Here is a 15,169-nt window from a genome sequence, read left to right as displayed (position 1 = left end):
GCGGAATCCGGGGCCTGATGACAAGGCGGAAGCGCAGAACCGCCTTGCTTCGGCAAAGCCCTTCTGATTGCATCGGCGCATGACTCCTCCCGCCGACTCTCTTTCCCGTCGTGATGCCCTGAAGGCCACCATCGCCTCCATTGGACTCAGTTCGCTCGCTTTTGAGCCTGCCAAGGCCGCCCCGGTCGCAGCGCCGGATGCGCGGCGGGGTTCGACGAAGAAATATGACATGCTCAAGTCGATCAACCTTTGGGCCTTCCCGTATCCGGAGCGCATGACGCTGCGTGAGTGCCTGCAACTCGCGAAGGACGCCGGATTCGATGGCATTGAGCTGAACTACGATCTCGACAACGACCTCTCGCCGAAGCACGGCACGGCGGATTATGTCAAAATCCGCAAGATGGCCGACGAGATCGGCATCCAGATCAGCGGGCTGTGTTCCTTCCTCTTCTGGCCTTATCCGCTGACGAGCAATGATCCCGCGAAACGTGCGCAAGGCATCGAACTGGCCGGAAAGATCGCGCAGTGTGCGCATGACCTCGGCGTGGAGAACGTGCTCGTCGTTCCTGGGGCGGTGCACATCCCGTGGCGCACGGATCACGAGCCGGTGGCCAATGACGTGTGCGATGCGCGGGCCCGCGAGGCCGTGGGGCAGCTCGCGAAGCAGGCGGAGAAACTGAAAGTCTGCCTCAACATCGAAAACATCTTCTTCAACGGCTACCTCATGACACCGATGGAGATGAATGCCTTCGTGGACAGCTTTGGCAGCGAGCAGGTGCGCGTGCATTTCGACACCGGCAACATCAGCATGTTCCAGTTTCCCGAACACTGGGCCAAAGTGCTCGGCAACCGCACGAAGAACGTCCACCTGAAGGAGTTCACGAAAAAAGGCACCGACTTCAGCCTCGAAACCTTCCGCCCGCTGCTCGACGGCACCACGAACTGGCCCGCCGTGACCGACGCGCTCGCAGACACTGGCTACAAGGGCTTCCTGACCTTCGAATACTTCCACCCGTATGCCCATTACCCGGAAGCCTTGATCTGGCAGACTTCCGACTCGCTGGACCGCATTTTGGGAAGGAAGGCGTGAGCTGATCTGCGTCGGAAGACATTATGGCAACGACGACATCAACTCCTCGAATGGCGATCTGAGTCCCAAAGGTTTAAGAAGGGATACGACGTGGCCCCCGACTTGATGCACAATGTCCGCATCCGTATCACTGAACACTGTGTTGATATCGAAGGCCGGGCCGAGCTGGTCGAGAAAGAATGTCAAGACGTCAATCTGGCCCGAAATAGCGGCAGCGCTGACCGCCGTTTCCTTGTTCAACCCGCGTGCGCCGATCTGCGCTCCATGCTCAACGAGCAGTTTGCAGATCTTCATCACCCCCATTCTGGCAGCGTTGATCAGCGGTCTTTCCCCATCGGAGTTGGCCGTGTCAGGAGACGCCCCAGGGAAAGCAGAAGCCGGCACATGCCTTCGTTCCCCATCAATGCGGCCTCAAACAAAGGAGTGTTACCGAAGTTGTTCTGTGGATCAATGGCCGCGCCAGCATCCGCGAGAGCTCGCACCAGATCCTCTCGATATTCAATCGCAAACCAGTGCAGCAGCGTCTCGCCCAGGCCGCTACGAACGTCCAGAAGCGAATGGTCCGCCTGGACCAGGCGCAGGGCTGCTTCGCAATGTTCGAGGAACAAGGCTTTGAGTTCGTAGAAGCGTGGGGCGCGTTGCATTCAGGATGATAAGTCGGTTTATTCAGCGGTCTCACCACGCCACCATGCGTCCATGAGGTCCGGCACGCAACGTGTGGGTGTTTGCGGGCAGACGGAAGCGCTGCGGGCTTTCGGCCACACCTTCGCCGAAGATCGCGAAGCGGCCGAAGATGAGCCGGCTACGGGCCCGGACATCCAAGTGTGGAAAAGTGTGCCAGCGACCTGACAGCCGACTGTCAGGTCCCTCGGGCAGGCGTTGGCGACGCACGGTCACCGTTCCCCGTTGCGGCGTCATCGTGCGCTGTTGAGACGCCGTGAATCGTTGCCGGCAGAATCCTGGGTCGCAGTGACGTTCATGGCCCCAGGGTGCCTGTGCCTCGACCAGGTCTCTCGTCACAGTTCAAGCTCCTGGTAGCCTGCGCTTCCGGGAGCGTGCTGTTTTTGCACCATGCCCGCCGACTCCTCGCCTCTTTTGGCGATAGCGTTCTTCATTGAGGCGCTTTGCTTCCTCGGGTAAGGCGTGGCATGTCTTGGGAGATCATTGCACTTTTGTTCTTCGCCGGCCTCAGCGCCGGATTCATTGATGCCATCGCGGGTGGCGGTGGATTGATCTCCGTGCCGGCTTTGCTGGCGGCCGGGTTGTCGCCGCAGATGGCGCTGGGCACGAACAAGATGCAGTCGAGCTGGGGAACGCTGATGGCCGTGCGCAAGTATGCGAAGGCGGGACTGGTGTCGTGGCCGCAAGTGCGTCTGGCGGTCGGTGTGACGTTTGTGTTCGCCCTTGTTGGAAGCTGGACGCTGACCCGAGTGAGCAATGAGGTACTCAAATACATCGTGCCATGGATGCTGATGGGCGCGGCTGTGTATGTGTTGATCAGTCCGCGGTTGAGCCGTCATGGAGCCCACGCACGTCTCGGCCTGGCTGCGTTCTCGCTGCTCGTGGGCGCGGTGCTCGGATTCTACGATGGCTTCTTCGGTCCCGGCACCGGCGCGTTCTGGACGATCTCGTGCCTGTCGCTGTTGGGACTCGAGCTCACGCGAGCCACGGCGTTCACGAAGGTCGTCAATCTCGCGAGCAATCTTGCTTCGCTGCTGGTGTTCGTGGTCACGGCGCGTGTGAATTATGGAATCGCCGCGGCGATGATCGCTGGACAGTTGATCGGCGGACGCCTCGGTGCGCACATGGCCATCAAGCATGGCGCGGGCTTCATCCGCGTGATCTTCATCTGCGTGGTGTTCGCGATGGTGATGAAACTGCTATGGGATCAGTTTGCGAGGTAACGAGCCTATTTTGTGGCGTCCGGCGCGAATCTACAGCGCGTAATTGCCTCCCACATCCTCCCTGCCTATGATGATTTCTCCCATGCCAACCATTCAGTCCTCCGCTCAAAGCCGCAGTTTTCCGAAATTCGATCTCTCACGCCTGCTCGGCACCGTGTTCAAACCGACGTTTGGCCGGAAGATCTGCATTTTGATCGACCTGCCGGATCTGGCGGAGGCGAAGGATTGCGCGTTCTTGAAGAATCCGGCGCGTGCGATCCAGCAACGTGCGCACGAGCATTTCCATCTGGGCCTGAAGAACGGCGTGGCTGAAGAACTGGCGCTCCAAGGCGGAGAGATCTACGCCTACACGCAGACGACTGGCAGCAATCTCGATCTGCCGGATCTCTGCGTCGATATGACGGGCAAGGAACTGAGCCTGGAGAAGGACATCTACCCGAACTACGACATCATCCTGTGCATCTCGACGTTCTCCGCCACCGCGCCGCTCACTGCGTTCGCAAAACAGTACGGTTTCCGCGGTGCCACGCTGCATGGCGTCAATGATGTGATCCTCAATTCCGGACTGGCTGTCGATTATGAAGTGGTGAGCCGCGATGCTGAGAAACTGCGTCTGGCAATGACCCGTGCCGACTGGGTGGAGATCGACTTCACGGTGGAAAATGGCCCTGACATGTCGATTCACCTCGATCTCGATCGTCAGGAGGCGCAGAAGAGCCACGGCCTCTGCCAGGGTGACACGCCGGACATCGCGAATCTGCCTGCAGGTGAGGTCTATTTCGTGCCCACCGGCGCGGAAGGCACCTTTCCGTTGAAATACGAGGACGGAACACTCGGCAAACTCACTGTCACTGGTGGTAGCATCATCAAAGCGGAGCTGATCGAAGGCAATCAGGCCACCATCGACGCTCACAATGCCAAACTGGCCGACGATCCGATGACCGGTGTGCTGGGCGAGCTTGGCTTTGGCACGCAGGTGCTTCCGGTGTCGGGCGCGGACATCCAGGACGAGAAAGTGCTCGGCACCTGCCACCTCGCCACCGGGCGTGACGATCATCTCGGCGGTCACATCACACCTGCGCAGTTCAAGCGTCACCAGAACGCCACGCACGACGACATCCTCTTCGCGCCGCACAAGACGCCGAACTTTGACATCAAGCAGGCCCGCATGCACCGCGATGGCATGACGACTGTGCTCATCGAGCACTTCCAGCCGTCGAAGTATTTGTTGGATGCGCTGGCGGCAGAATAACAAGGCTGCGTGATGAACATCTACGAAACCCGTCGCCTGCTCGACGAATACCTGCTCTTTCACTACGGCACGCCTGCGGAGGTGCTGCCGTGGGAGAGCGGCCCGCGTGAGGCGTTGGGTTTTCCAGTGCGCACGGTGATGGAGCTGATCGATCTGCCACGCACGCCCTGTGAAGCGGTGGCGCTTGATCTCGGTTGTGCGGTAGGGCGGTCGAGTTTCGAACTGGCGAACTTTGGCGTGAGCGTGCTGGGCATAGACTACTCGCAGAGTTTTGTCGATGCGGCAGCGAAGCTGGCTGATGAAGGGCAGATGGCGTACGAACGCGTGGATGAAGGCAGTGCGAGGACGGCCCTGGTGGCACGCGTTCCTGAGAATCTGCGGCGAGATCGCGTGCGCTTCGAGCAAGGGGATGCGATGAACCTGCGCGATGATCTCGGCGACTATGACATCGTGCATGCGGCGAATCTGCTGTGCCGGCTGACCGATCCACTCAAGCTGATCGAGCGGCTGCCGAGACTGGTGCGGCCAGGCGGGCAGCTTTTGCTGACGACGCCGTGCACGTGGCTGGAGGAATTCACTCCGCGCGGCAACTGGCCGAAGGGATCGACCCGTGAGTGGCTGACATCCCTGCTGGAGCCGCATTTTGACCTGTCGAAGACCTGCGACATGCCATTCCTCATCCGTGAACATGCGAGGAAGTATCAGTGGAGTGTGGCGCTGGGCATGAGGTGGCGGCGCAAGGTGGATGAGGCCTGAGGAGGGCGGGATGGATCGCTGCGTGTCTTTGTGCTCGCTGTGAGCGCATGGAGTAGGCATATTGGCCGCCATGGCCGAAGAAATCACTCCCAACGACCCGCCTTCCTTCGATGTTCCCAGCGTCGAGGAGATGGCTTCCTATCTTCCGCAGTTCCGGTTTGAAAAGCTCGCGGCCTGCGGAGGCATGGGGGCGGTGTACAAGGCCTACCAGGACAGCCTGGCGCGGTGGGTGGCGGTGAAGATCCTGCCGCCGAAGTTTAGTGCTGAGCAGGGCTTCGCCGAGCGCTTCAAGAGCGAGGCGCGTGCGATGGCGAAGCTGAATCACACAAACATTGTGGGGGTTTACGACTTCGGCATCACGCCGGGCGGGCATTTGTTTCTGGTGATGGAGTGGATCGAGGGGCGCTCGCTGCACCATCTGATCTACAAGACCAACCTCCCGCCACGGAAGGCGATGAATCTGGCGATGCAACTGTGCGAGGCGCTGAGCTTTGCCCATTCTCACGGCATCATCCACCGCGACATCAAGCCAGGGAACATCATGGTTAATGACGCCGATCAGGTGAAGGTGGCGGACTTCGGCCTGGCACGGCCCGGTCAGCAGATGGAGGAGGACAATCCAATGGGAACGCCGGACTACGCGGCACCGGAGATCTGCGGCGGGAGCGTCACGGATCATCGCGTGGACATCTTCGCCGCTGGTGTGGTGCTCTATGAGATGCTGGCACGCCGTGTGCCGGAGAACCCACGGAGGCCGATCACATTGTTTGCGAAGGTGGCGCCGCGCTGGGATGAGATCGTGGCGAAGGCGATCAATGTCGATCCTGACAAGCGTTTCCAGGATGCGAGTGAAATGCGTGCCTTCATCAATGTGGCGATGAAGCAGGAGGCGGGAATCGCCCTGCCGGAAGCCATGGAGCAGAAGCCTAAAGGCCAGCCTGCGAAGAAGGCTGTCGCGAGCAAGGCGGCTGAGAAGCAGCAGATGGTGTTTGTGCTGGGCGTGGTCGGCGTTGTGGTCGTGGCACTGCTGGCATTGATTTTCTGGCCATCATCGAAAGGCGGCGCGAGCCAGGCCGCTGCCACGCCTGCGGAGATTCGCGAGGTGCTGGAGTCCCTGGAGCGCACTGATCCTGAACTGGCACGCATGCTGAGCTCGTTCAGCGAGGACTGGCAGGCCAGCGGAGCGGAGAGAAGCGCTGATGTGGCGGACAAACTGCGCGCAGCGCAAACTACGACAGCTCTAGGCAAGGCACGTGAGCGGATGGACGCCGCGCGACGTGCGGAGATTGTCGCTGCGGAGCTGGCCCGGCTTTCTTCAGCCCCTTCGCTGAAGAATCTGAAGCAGGCAGTTGAATGAGAGACAAAAAAGCCGTCACCCAGTGGCTGGGTGACGGCGTGGTTGTGAAGGACGGCTTACTTGTCCTTGCAGCAGTCCTTGGTGCAGGTCTTGGTCTTGGCCTTGCAGCATTCAGCGCAATTTGCGCACTTTTCGGCGGCGAAGGCACTGGACGACAGGGCGGCGACGGAGGCCGCGGCGATGAGCGTGAGGATGGTTTTCATGATGTCTTTAGTTGTGTTGTGTTTTGCAGTGTGCCCGCTTGAGGTGACCGGCATGCGTCGCAGGCATGCGCGTGCCGGTTTTGCCACGGATGGCAACTGAACTGGCGGTGAAGCCAGACTGCCGGTCAGGCGTCTGGAGGCGGCTATGTCAGCAGCCGTGATGAGTGAGGAGGGCGATGCCCGGTCGTCTGGCTTCGAGACGAAGGGCGGTGGTCTCAAAGAAGGAGCGCACAGTGCCGCGCATAGGCTGGGACTGTGCTCAATGGCGGTCCGTGGTCGTGACGGGCGCCTGAAATCTCATCAGTGACGGGAAAAATCGCCCGGAGCGACACTGTCTGCCAAACGGGCTCCACCAGCAGCTTCAAGTCCGGCATGAGGGCCTTCACCGGACTGCCTGCCACATCTCGCGAGGCTTCATGTCTGGCGCAGGGGCAATTCCGGTCCTGAGGTGCCTGCTCCTGCGAATGAGAGGACTGTTCAGCCTGCACACAGCAGCCTTTCACCGCAGTTTCCACCTGCGCAGGCACACAGCACCAGCACACCGGCAGTGCGATGCAGCAACTGAGAACCAAAGCTGTCAGGCGTGAGAACATGAGCGACTTCCGTGTTTAAAACGTCGCTCACGTTCAAAATGTTGGCCTGATTTTCAATGCGCATGTTTTGCGCATCCGGCGGGTCACCGGAAGCTCTTGGCAAAGTCGTCCGAGGTCGCCTTGGCGACGACCTTGGTCTTCTGGAAGGTGCTGCTCTCACCCTTCTCAACGAGGATTCGCTCGTAGTCAGCGCTGCTCATCGGGAGTTCGATCGTCTTGTCCTGCCACGTTGAAAGGAGGATCGCATTCGCCAGTTCGACGCTGCGGATGCCTTCGTCGGCGGGAGAGAGCAGTTTTTCGCCCTTCAGAATGGCATTGGTGAAGTTCTGCAGGATCTCCACGTGCTGTCCGCCGCTGGCTTCGACCGGAATGTCCATGTGCCAGCTTTCAGGCATGGCGAACGCGGCCTCGGCCTCCATGCAGAACTTGCTCATCGGCACGCGATTGCGCTGGAAGTGGATGCGGGTGCCGTCAGTGACGGTCAGACGCCCTTGTTCGGCGGAAATCTCCAGTTTGTTGATGCCTGGAGCTTCCCCAGTGCTGGTGACAAAGGTCGCCGTGGTGCCGTTGTCGTATTGGAGGACGGCGGTCACATCATCTTCCACCTCGATCTCATGGAAACGGCCGAACTGGCAGAAGCCACGCACGCGCTGCGGCATGCCGAACATCCATTGGAAGAGGTCCAGGTTGTGCGGGCACTGGTTCATGAGCACGCCGCCTCCCTCGCCCTTCCAGGTGCCGCGCCAGCCGCCGGTGGCGTAGTAGTAATTGGTGCGGAACCAGTTCGTCACTTCCCAATGCACGCGACGCACCTGACCGAGCTCACCGCTGTCGATGAGGTCCTTCACCTTCTTGAAGCAGGCATTCGTGCGCATGTTGAACATGGCGGCAAAGATCTTGTTCTTGTCCGTGTGGGCGGCAATCAGGCGTTCGCAGTCGGCCTTGTGGACGGAAATCGGCTTCTCCACGAGCACATGCAGCCCGGCTTTGAGCGCCTCGATGCCGATGGTGGTGTGGCTGAAATGCGGCGTGCAGATGAGGATCGCGTCGATGTGGCCGCTACGGATCATCAGGTTCACATCGGTGAAGGCCTTTTCGCCTTCGATCAGGGAGGGCAGGGTGCCCACGCTTTCGCAGAGCGCCGTGACGCGCAGTCCGGGCACTTTGCCCGCACGAATGTTCGCAAGGTGTGCCTTGCCCATGTTTCCAAGCCCGACAATGCCGATTCTGACTGTGTCCATGGGGCGAGACTAGCGGGCGGTGCGAGGCGGTCAAGCGACTCAGCAGTTGCGTATGTATCAGCACACGACACTTTTTGACGATGCGACCACCTACTTGCTCCACGCTTTGGGGCATCCTGCTCACAGGATGCCTGTCGCTGTTGTCATTTCATCCGCTTATGGCCCAGGACATCCGCATCGGCATCATCGGTCTCGACACCTCCCACTCGGAGCAGTTCACGTTGCGGTTGAATGATCCGGCCAATCCGAATCACATCCCAGGTGCTCGTGTGGTGGTGGCATACCCGGCGGGAAGCCCGGACATCGAGGAAAGCAAATCACGCATCGATGGCTTCACTGCGGCCGTGCGTGACAAGTTTGGCGTGCGCATCGTCAGCAGTGCCGCGGAGGCCTGCAAGGACGTGGACGCCGTGCTGCTGCTCAGTCTGGAAGGCCGTCCGCGGCTGGAGCAGATGAAACAGATCATCGCCGCAGGCAAACCTGTGTTCATGGACAAGCCCGTGGCCTCCTCCCTCAAGGACGCGGTCGAAATCTACAAGCTGGCCGTGGCGTCGCAGATTCCGGTTTTCAGCGCCTCCGCCGTGCGCTGGTATCCAGGTGTTCTCGAAGTCGCCAACGCGGAGAAAACGCCCGCGCGTGGTGTCATCTCGTATGGGCCAGCCCACGTGCTGCCGCATCACCCTGACCTGTACTTCTACGGCATCCACCCGACGGAGGCGCTTTTCACCGTCATGGGCGGCGGCTGCGTCTCCGTGACCCGGACGACCACCGCTTCGCAGTCCGTCGTCACCGGTCTGTGGGCAGATGACCGCGTGGGCACGCTTTTTGCCCTGCATGACGGGGCGAAGGCCTACAAGCTCATCCGGTTTGGTGACCAGCAGGTCTTCGAGCAGAAATCCGAGGGCGATTACACGCCGATGCTGCGGGAGATCGTGAAATTTTTCCAGACGAAGCAGGCTCCCGTATCGCCGAGGCAGACCCTGGAGATCTACGCTTTCATGGAGGCAGCGGAGGAGAGCAAACGTCGCGGCGGTCAGCGTGTGACCCTGCGCGAAGTGATGGTCAAGGCAGGTGCTCCCGAAGCCTGGCTGCCTGAGGATGGCAAAGCCAAGCCTGCGGAGCCAAAGTCCGTGCCCAAAGGACTGCCGCAGCCGGGCGGAGCGTGATCACTCCGCGTTCTGCACCTGCTCGCGGATTTTTTCGAGCTCGGTCTTCGCGGTGACGACGTGATGGGCGATCTCGGCACTGTTGCACTTGGAGCCCATCGTGTTGAATTCGCGGAAGAACTCCTGCAGCAGGAAGTCCAGGCTGCGCCCCGCAGGCGTTTCAGCATCCAGGTAGGCACGGAACTGCTTCACATGACTCGCGGCACGTGTGAGCTCCTCCGAGATGTCCGTGCGATCAGCAAACAGCGCGATCTCCTTCACCAGCCGTTCATCATCGAGCGGCAGCGGCAGGCCGGCGTCCTCCAGGCGCTGTCGCAATTGTTTGCGCTGATGTTCTGGGACCGTTGCGGCTTTGACACGAATCGACTCCAGAAGCGATTCGATCGTTTGCAGCCGGGATTCGATGTCTGCACGCAGACTGGCGCCTTCCGCCACACGCATTGTCGTGAGTTGCTTCAGCGCTGCCGCCAGCGCGGATTGTATGGCGGGCCAGGCCTCGTCGGCCGCGATCTCACTCTGCGCCAGGTTCATCACTCCAGGCAGCCGCGTGATGTCAGATAGTGCGATCTCGGCGGAAATCTCCAGCTTCAGCGCCAGCGCGTGCATGGCGTGGAAATAGCTGGCTGCCAGCATGTGATCCACCGTGACATTGTTTGCCGATGTGGCGGCGGCCTCACGACGCACTGCCACATTCACCCGTCCCCGTGAAACGACGGCGGACACGTCGTTGCGCACGGCGTTTTCCAGCTCCGCCAGCTCACGCGGCAGATTCACCGCCACTTCGAGCTGCTTGCGGTTCACGGAACTGCACTCGACGCTCCATGTCACGCCCTCACGCTGCGCTTCTCCGCGCCCGAATCCTGTCATGCTTTTCATGAGTCATGCTTCGGGCAGGATTGGCACGGGGTAAAGCGGCGGATATGACCTTCGTGGGATTCACGAGATTCCGGTTTGCATCCGCGCCCAGTCTCCCTAGGCTCGCGCCCCCATGGCAAAAGCAGCACTCGGAAAAGGACTTGGCGCACTCATTTCCTCACCCACGGCGGTGACAGGAGTGTCGCGTCCTCCTGCTCTCGCCCAGCCTGCGCCCGGGGATGTGGTGCAGCGTGTTTCGCCAGAGCAGATCATTCCCAGCCCGCTCCAGCCACGCAAGGAGTTCCAGGCCGACCAGCTTGCCGAGCTCATGGAGTCCATTCGCGAGCACGGCATCATTCAGCCGCTGATCGTCCGCCGCGTGAATGGCAAGCTCGAACTGATCGCGGGTGAGCGTCGCTTCCGTGCTTCTAGCCAGCTTGGTTTGAAGGAGCTGCCCGTCATTGTCCGCGAGGCCTCCGACAAGGATGTGCTGGAGATGGCGCTGATCGAAAACCTCCAGCGCGAGGGGCTCAATCCCATCGAAGAAGCGCAGGCCTATTCGCGTCTCGCGAAGGACTTCAACATGCGGCAGGAGGACATCGCCCAGCGAGTCGGCAAGAACCGCGCCACCGTGGCGAACACGATGCGCCTGCTCGATCTGCCGCAGAACGTGCGCGACATGCTCGCCACCTCGAAGCTTTCCACCGGCCATGCCAAGGTGCTCCTGATGCTGAAGAACGGCTCGGAGCAGGAGCGTGTGGCGCTGCAGATCCTCACCAAGGGCCTCACTGTCCGTGCCACGGAGAAGGTCATCGATGCCATCCTGCATCCGCCGCCTCCGCCGAAGCCGAAACCTGCGGAACACGAGTTCTCCCGCGCCATCGAGGCCGTGGAGCAGAAGCTCATCCAGCACCTCACCACCAACGTGAGCATCCAGCACGCCGAGAAGAAAGGTCGCATCGAGATCGACTACTACGGCGTCGATGATCTCAATCGCATCCTGGCCGTGCTCGGCTTGGAGGAAGAAAGCTTCGCGGGTAATTGACCGGTGGTCATCTGGCCGCCAATGACGAATGACGAATGCAGAATGACGCATCCAGACCGTTGTTCATCATGATGAGACGATTCTTGATTCATTTGTCATTCGTCATTCTGCATTCGTCATTCCTCGCCAGTTGCAGCCCTTCTGTGGGGACCACCTCAGGCGATGACGCCGACGTTCGCGCTTTTCTCACCCGCTATTTCTCCACCTGGTCCGCCAAGGACATGGAAGGCTACGGCTCCTGCTTTCATGAGCAGGCCCGCGTCAGTTTCGTCCAGCAGGGCACGCCACACACTCAGGGGCTCACGGATTTCCTGCATGGGCAGAAGCTCGGCCATGCCACGGCCTCAGCTCCCATGACCGAGGTGCCCACCGACATGAAGATCCTCCGTGACGAACGCACCGCGCAGGCCAGCGTGCGCTGGAAACTCACCAAAGGGGCCGAGATCACCACCGGCACCGATTGTTTCACGCTCATCAAGACTCCCCAAGGCTGGAAGATCATGAGCCTCGTCTTCTACAACGACTGACCTCACGTCCCATGTCCCGTTCTCCTGCCAAAACACCCCCTCCCGTCGTCGCGGAAGACGTTTCCGCCCGCAAAACCCGCCTCTTCCTCGGTCTCATTTGCTTCGTGGCCGGCGCGGCCATCATGGTGGTCGAAATCAGCGCCTTCCGGCTTCTGGCACCCTACTTTGGCAATACCATCTACACCTCGACGGCGCTCATCGGCGTCATCCTGGTCGCGTTCAGTGTGGGCGGTTATCTCGGAGGGCGTCTGGCGGACAAACACCCGGCCCTGGGACTGATCGGCTGGCTGCTGGCAGGTGCCGCAGTGCTGACACTGTTCATTCCGGCCCTGCACATGGTGTTCAGCATCGCTTTCATTCGTCTGGGCGTGATCAGCGGGCCTCTCATGATCTCATTGGTGCTGTTCGCTTTGCCGGGCGTGCTGCTCGGCGCGGTCTCGCCTGCCTCCGTGCGTTTTTACAGCCTCACCCAGAAGGACACGCATGTCGGCATCGCCGCCGGGACGATCAGCATGCTGGGGTCGCTTGGCAGTTTCGTCGGCACCTTCGTTTCGGGCTTCTTCCTCATCGCCACGTTCGGTGTGCGCGGCATTTTTGTGGGAGCGGGAGTCGTTCTGCTGCTGCTGGCAGTCGCTTCCTTCATGCTGGCTGGAAAATCACGAAAATCCCAGGTGCAGGTGCTTCTGGGCGGCTTGATCGCGGGCATCGTCGGCTGGGGGTCGGAGCGACCGCCTCTCAAGGGCCTCATCCATGAGCGTGAATCCGTTTATCATCACATCAGCGTCTATGAGGAGGGCGAATCACCGAACAAACGCCGCGTCCTCGCCCTGGACTCCACCCAGGAAGGGGGCATCAACCCTGAAACCGGAGACATCATCCTGCCTTACCAGGAATACTGGAAGCTCGCCCTGCTGCGCGAGCCGGCCGAGGTGAGCAGCGCACTGTTCATCGGTGCCGGGGCTTTTGGCATGCCGGAGAATGTCTCGCGTGATTTTCCGAAGGCGACTGTCGATGTCGTCGAAATCGATCCCGAGGTGATCGAAGTCGGCCGTCAGTTCTTCAAGCTCGACGAACATCCGCGCGTCGATGCCCACGCCGATGATGCCCGGCGCTTTCTGCGCCTGTCGGGTGACCGCAAGTGGGATCTCATTTTTGGGGACGCCTACAACGGCCGTCACGCCGTGCCCTCCCACCTCGCCACGCGTGAATTCTTCCAGTTGGTGGCCGATCACCTCGCCCCGGGCGGAGTTTACGTGATGAACATCATCGCGGCGGTGAAAGGCAAGAAGTCCGAATTCACCGCCGGCATGCTCGCCACACTGCGCCAGGTGTTCCCGTCCGTGGAGGTCTTTGGAGCCGGGTATCGCCATGACGAGACGCAGAACATCATCCTCTTCTGCTCCCGCGAAAATCTGCGACCGCTGATCGTGGATCGCTACGTCGCCGCCGGTTCGTGGCAGGAGCGCCTCATTCGCTCGCATATTCCTGCCGGGACCGTGCCTCGCTCCGATGTCGTTTTCACGGACGATCACAATCCGGTCGATTCGATCATCGCCCGCGGGCTGCTGGAGTGAACGTAGGCCAAGTTTTCCAACTCGTTTGCCCACGCCGCACAAACGAACTGGAAAGTTCGTTCTACGGCTTCACTTCCAACGGTTTTGCCGCTGGTGCGAGTCCTGGGGCCACGAAGGCGTCAAACACCAGCACGCCTTTGAGCGCGTCCACCGCCCGTTCGAGCTGCTTGTCGCCCAGCCCGGCCAGTTCCAGGGCAGCAGCCTCGCCCGTGCCGTGTGAGGCACGCCATTTGGAGATCCGCATTTCCTCCTCGGTGGTCAAGGCGGACACGATGTTCGGCTCCACCCCGTTCTCGTGAATGGTGCGATGGCTTGGCGTGTAATACTTCGCCGTCGTCAGTCGCATCGCCGCGCCATTCTTCATCGGCAGGATGGTCTGCACGCTGCCTTTGCCGAAGCTTGTCGTGCCCACGACAATCGCACGCTTCAAATCCTGCAGTGCGCCCGCCGTAAGCTCGCTGGCGCTCGCGCTGCCGTGGTTGATCAGCACGGCGATCGGATACTTGCGCGGTTCCTTGCCGTTGCGTGACGGCGTGCGGTAGGGCGGGGGATTCTGCGAAGCGACCCGGCCCTCCGTCGTCACCACCACCGTGCCTTCCGGCAGAAATTCACCACAGACGGCCACAGCGCTGTCCACCAGGCCTCCCGGATTGTTGCGCAGGTCCAGCACAAAGGCCTGCATGCCTTCGGCTTCGAGATCGTCGAGCGCTGTCGCCAGCTCACCTGCGGTGGGAGCGTTGAACTGCGAAATGCGCATGTAGCCGATCTTATAATCGCCCGTCATTTTCGATGACAGCAGCAGCGCATCGTGCACCGAGGTCTCGGCCAGCATCTCGTGCTTCACTTTGAAGTCCAAAAACTGCTTCGTACCGGGACGCCGGACCGTCAGCCGCACCTCGTCGCCAGATTTGCCTTTCAGCAGCTGCATCGCTTCAGCCACGCCCACGGAATCAGTCAGCACGTCGTTGATGCGCACCAGCTGGTCGCCGCTCAGCACGCCGGCCGCCGCCGCAGGGCCGTCCTCACGCACGGTGATGATCGTCAGCATGTTCTGACGCAGGGCGATGGTGATGCCGATGCCTTCGGAGGTGTCACGCTGCTCCCGCTGCATGTCCTCGAACAACGATTTCCCCATGTACTCGCAATGCGGATCAAGGCGGGCCAGCATGCCCTCCAGGGCTCCCTGAACCAGTTCCTCATACGTGATTTTCGACTCTTCCACGTAGTTCTGCCGCACCATCTCCATGGCACGCGTCAGCATCTCCATTTGCTTGTAGGCATCCTCCGGCGGCGGCTTCACCGGTGGGGCCGCGGGAGCCAGCTTCGGCTCAGCCGGCGTGTCCGGCTTGGGCGTTGGCTTGGCATCTGCCGGTTTGGTGGAGGGTTTGGGGCCGCTGGCCGGTGCCGGGGCAGGGGTCGTCGGGGCCGCCATGAGGCAGACGTTGGTGGCCAACAGAAAAAGAGGTGCGAAGACGCGACGCATGGCGGCACAGTGCATGAATCAGCGCTTTGGAACAGGGGAAATTCGTGCTGGCATGGTTGTAGGCGCCGTCGACAGACTGCGGGGCGATTGTTGAGTCACTCGTGCTCTGGCGAGCACGCCTAC

The 15,169-nt window shown here is 60.9% G+C and carries 16 protein-coding genes; 9 read left to right on the top strand and 7 right to left on the bottom strand.

All coding sequences use genetic code 11. The features are described from left to right. The first annotated feature begins 79 nt into the window (after positions 1 to 79). Positions 80 to 1,090, top strand: a complete 1,011-nt coding sequence (locus tag IAE77_RS05735; protein WP_294223125.1) for a sugar phosphate isomerase/epimerase family protein — start codon at positions 80 to 82, stop codon at positions 1,088 to 1,090. A 21-nt stretch (positions 1,091 to 1,111) separates the two neighbouring features. On the opposite strand, the gene IAE77_RS05730 is transcribed toward IAE77_RS05735, so the two are convergent. Both IAE77_RS05730 and IAE77_RS05725 read right to left on the bottom strand, forming a co-directional pair. After that, a complete protein-coding gene (locus tag IAE77_RS05730) occupies positions 1,112 to 1,393 on the bottom strand; it encodes an ankyrin repeat domain-containing protein (RefSeq protein WP_294223122.1) in 282 nt (93 codons plus the stop codon). A gap of 14 nt (positions 1,394 to 1,407) precedes the next feature. Then, on the bottom strand, positions 1,408 to 1,734 hold the full coding sequence (locus IAE77_RS05725) for an ankyrin repeat domain-containing protein (protein WP_294223119.1): 327 nt from the start codon (positions 1,732 to 1,734) through the stop codon (positions 1,408 to 1,410). A gap of 504 nt (positions 1,735 to 2,238) precedes the next feature. Here IAE77_RS05725 and IAE77_RS05720 point away from each other — a divergent pair. The 4 genes from IAE77_RS05720 to IAE77_RS05705 all read left to right on the top strand — a co-directional run bounded on the left by IAE77_RS05720 (position 2,239) and on the right by IAE77_RS05705 (position 6,359). Further along, positions 2,239 to 2,994, top strand: a complete 756-nt coding sequence (locus IAE77_RS05720) for a TSUP family transporter (protein WP_294223115.1) — start codon at positions 2,239 to 2,241, stop codon at positions 2,992 to 2,994. Between the two features lie 82 nt (positions 2,995 to 3,076). Beyond that, complete coding sequence (locus IAE77_RS05715) at positions 3,077 to 4,246, top strand: aminopeptidase (protein ID WP_294223112.1); 1,170 nt, start codon at positions 3,077 to 3,079, stop codon at positions 4,244 to 4,246. A 12-nt stretch (positions 4,247 to 4,258) separates the two neighbouring features. Next, on the top strand, positions 4,259 to 5,002 hold the full coding sequence (locus IAE77_RS05710) for a putative 4-mercaptohistidine N1-methyltransferase (protein ID WP_294223110.1): 744 nt from the start codon (positions 4,259 to 4,261) through the stop codon (positions 5,000 to 5,002). A gap of 70 nt (positions 5,003 to 5,072) precedes the next feature. After that, a complete protein-coding gene (locus IAE77_RS05705) occupies positions 5,073 to 6,359 on the top strand; it encodes a serine/threonine-protein kinase (protein WP_294223107.1) in 1,287 nt (428 codons plus the stop codon). Between the two features lie 56 nt (positions 6,360 to 6,415). Here IAE77_RS05705 and IAE77_RS05700 read toward each other — a convergent pair whose 3' ends face one another. The 3 genes from IAE77_RS05700 to IAE77_RS05690 all read right to left on the bottom strand — a co-directional run bounded on the left by IAE77_RS05700 (position 6,416) and on the right by IAE77_RS05690 (position 8,396). After that, positions 6,416 to 6,562: a hypothetical protein gene (locus IAE77_RS05700; protein WP_294223105.1), complete on the bottom strand. Its 147-nt coding sequence runs from the start codon at positions 6,560 to 6,562 to the stop codon at positions 6,416 to 6,418. Positions 6,563 to 6,777: 215 nt separating this feature from the next. After that, a complete protein-coding gene (locus tag IAE77_RS05695; protein ID WP_294223103.1) occupies positions 6,778 to 7,155 on the bottom strand; it encodes a hypothetical protein in 378 nt (125 codons plus the stop codon). 83 nt (positions 7,156 to 7,238) lie between these two features. Next, positions 7,239 to 8,396, bottom strand: coding sequence for a Gfo/Idh/MocA family oxidoreductase (locus IAE77_RS05690; protein WP_294223101.1), 1,158 nt, complete (start codon positions 8,394 to 8,396; stop codon positions 7,239 to 7,241). Positions 8,397 to 8,554: 158 nt separating this feature from the next. On the opposite strand from IAE77_RS05690, the gene IAE77_RS05685 reads away from it, so the two are divergent. Further along, positions 8,555 to 9,562, top strand: coding sequence for a Gfo/Idh/MocA family oxidoreductase (locus tag IAE77_RS05685; protein WP_294223099.1), 1,008 nt, complete (start codon positions 8,555 to 8,557; stop codon positions 9,560 to 9,562). On the opposite strand, the gene IAE77_RS05680 is transcribed toward IAE77_RS05685, so the two are convergent. Then, positions 9,563 to 10,438 carry a YicC/YloC family endoribonuclease gene (locus tag IAE77_RS05680; RefSeq protein WP_294223096.1) on the bottom strand — a complete coding sequence of 292 codons (876 nt, stop codon included), beginning with the start codon at positions 10,436 to 10,438 and terminating at the stop codon, positions 9,563 to 9,565. Positions 10,439 to 10,550: 112 nt separating this feature from the next. On the opposite strand from IAE77_RS05680, the gene IAE77_RS05675 reads away from it, so the two are divergent. From IAE77_RS05675 to IAE77_RS05665, 3 genes are all read left to right on the top strand, one after another. Further along, on the top strand, positions 10,551 to 11,462 hold the full coding sequence (locus tag IAE77_RS05675; RefSeq protein ID WP_294223093.1) for a ParB/RepB/Spo0J family partition protein: 912 nt from the start codon (positions 10,551 to 10,553) through the stop codon (positions 11,460 to 11,462). Between the two features lie 68 nt (positions 11,463 to 11,530). Continuing rightward, a complete protein-coding gene (locus IAE77_RS05670; RefSeq protein ID WP_294223090.1) occupies positions 11,531 to 11,989 on the top strand; it encodes a nuclear transport factor 2 family protein in 459 nt (152 codons plus the stop codon). Positions 11,990 to 12,000: 11 nt separating this feature from the next. Continuing rightward, entirely contained in the window at positions 12,001 to 13,563 is a 1,563-nt protein-coding gene (locus IAE77_RS05665) for a fused MFS/spermidine synthase (protein WP_294223087.1), read from the top strand. Between the two features lie 61 nt (positions 13,564 to 13,624). Here IAE77_RS05665 and IAE77_RS05660 read toward each other — a convergent pair whose 3' ends face one another. Then, complete coding sequence (locus IAE77_RS05660) at positions 13,625 to 15,046, bottom strand: S41 family peptidase (RefSeq protein WP_294223085.1); 1,422 nt, start codon at positions 15,044 to 15,046, stop codon at positions 13,625 to 13,627. Positions 15,047 to 15,169 lie beyond the last annotated feature (123 nt).

Origin of the sequence: Prosthecobacter sp. (genome assembly GCF_014879935.1) — a bacterium.
GTDB lineage: Bacteria > Verrucomicrobiota > Verrucomicrobiia > Verrucomicrobiales > Verrucomicrobiaceae > Prosthecobacter.
Note: the sequence above shows the minus strand (reverse complement) of the source record. Positions and strands in the feature narration are given on the sequence as shown.

Excerpts from the sequence above, each read along its gene's own strand:
- IAE77_RS05660 (WP_294223085.1), bottom strand. The coding sequence starts at position 15,046 with ATGCGTCGCGTCTTCGCACCTCTTTTTCTGTTGGCCACCAACGTCTGC.
- IAE77_RS05735 (WP_294223125.1), top strand. The coding sequence starts at position 80 with ATGACTCCTCCCGCCGACTCTCTTTCCCGTCGTGATGCCCTGAAGGCC.
- IAE77_RS05680 (WP_294223096.1), bottom strand. The coding sequence starts at position 10,438 with ATGAAAAGCATGACAGGATTCGGGCGCGGAGAAGCGCAGCGTGAGGGC.
- IAE77_RS05715 (WP_294223112.1), top strand. The coding sequence starts at position 3,077 with ATGCCAACCATTCAGTCCTCCGCTCAAAGCCGCAGTTTTCCGAAATTC.
- IAE77_RS05685 (WP_294223099.1), top strand. The coding sequence starts at position 8,555 with ATGGCCCAGGACATCCGCATCGGCATCATCGGTCTCGACACCTCCCAC.
- IAE77_RS05730 (WP_294223122.1), bottom strand. The coding sequence starts at position 1,393 with ATGGGGGTGATGAAGATCTGCAAACTGCTCGTTGAGCATGGAGCGCAG.
- IAE77_RS05670 (WP_294223090.1), top strand. The coding sequence starts at position 11,531 with ATGATGAGACGATTCTTGATTCATTTGTCATTCGTCATTCTGCATTCG.
- IAE77_RS05705 (WP_294223107.1), top strand. The coding sequence starts at position 5,073 with ATGGCCGAAGAAATCACTCCCAACGACCCGCCTTCCTTCGATGTTCCC.
- IAE77_RS05695 (WP_294223103.1), bottom strand. The coding sequence starts at position 7,155 with ATGTTCTCACGCCTGACAGCTTTGGTTCTCAGTTGCTGCATCGCACTG.
- IAE77_RS05710 (WP_294223110.1), top strand. The coding sequence starts at position 4,259 with ATGAACATCTACGAAACCCGTCGCCTGCTCGACGAATACCTGCTCTTT.
- IAE77_RS05700 (WP_294223105.1), bottom strand. The coding sequence starts at position 6,562 with ATGAAAACCATCCTCACGCTCATCGCCGCGGCCTCCGTCGCCGCCCTG.
- IAE77_RS05690 (WP_294223101.1), bottom strand. The coding sequence starts at position 8,396 with ATGGACACAGTCAGAATCGGCATTGTCGGGCTTGGAAACATGGGCAAG.
- IAE77_RS05675 (WP_294223093.1), top strand. The coding sequence starts at position 10,551 with ATGGCAAAAGCAGCACTCGGAAAAGGACTTGGCGCACTCATTTCCTCA.
- IAE77_RS05725 (WP_294223119.1), bottom strand. The coding sequence starts at position 1,734 with ATGCAACGCGCCCCACGCTTCTACGAACTCAAAGCCTTGTTCCTCGAA.
- IAE77_RS05665 (WP_294223087.1), top strand. The coding sequence starts at position 12,001 with ATGTCCCGTTCTCCTGCCAAAACACCCCCTCCCGTCGTCGCGGAAGAC.
- IAE77_RS05720 (WP_294223115.1), top strand. The coding sequence starts at position 2,239 with ATGTCTTGGGAGATCATTGCACTTTTGTTCTTCGCCGGCCTCAGCGCC.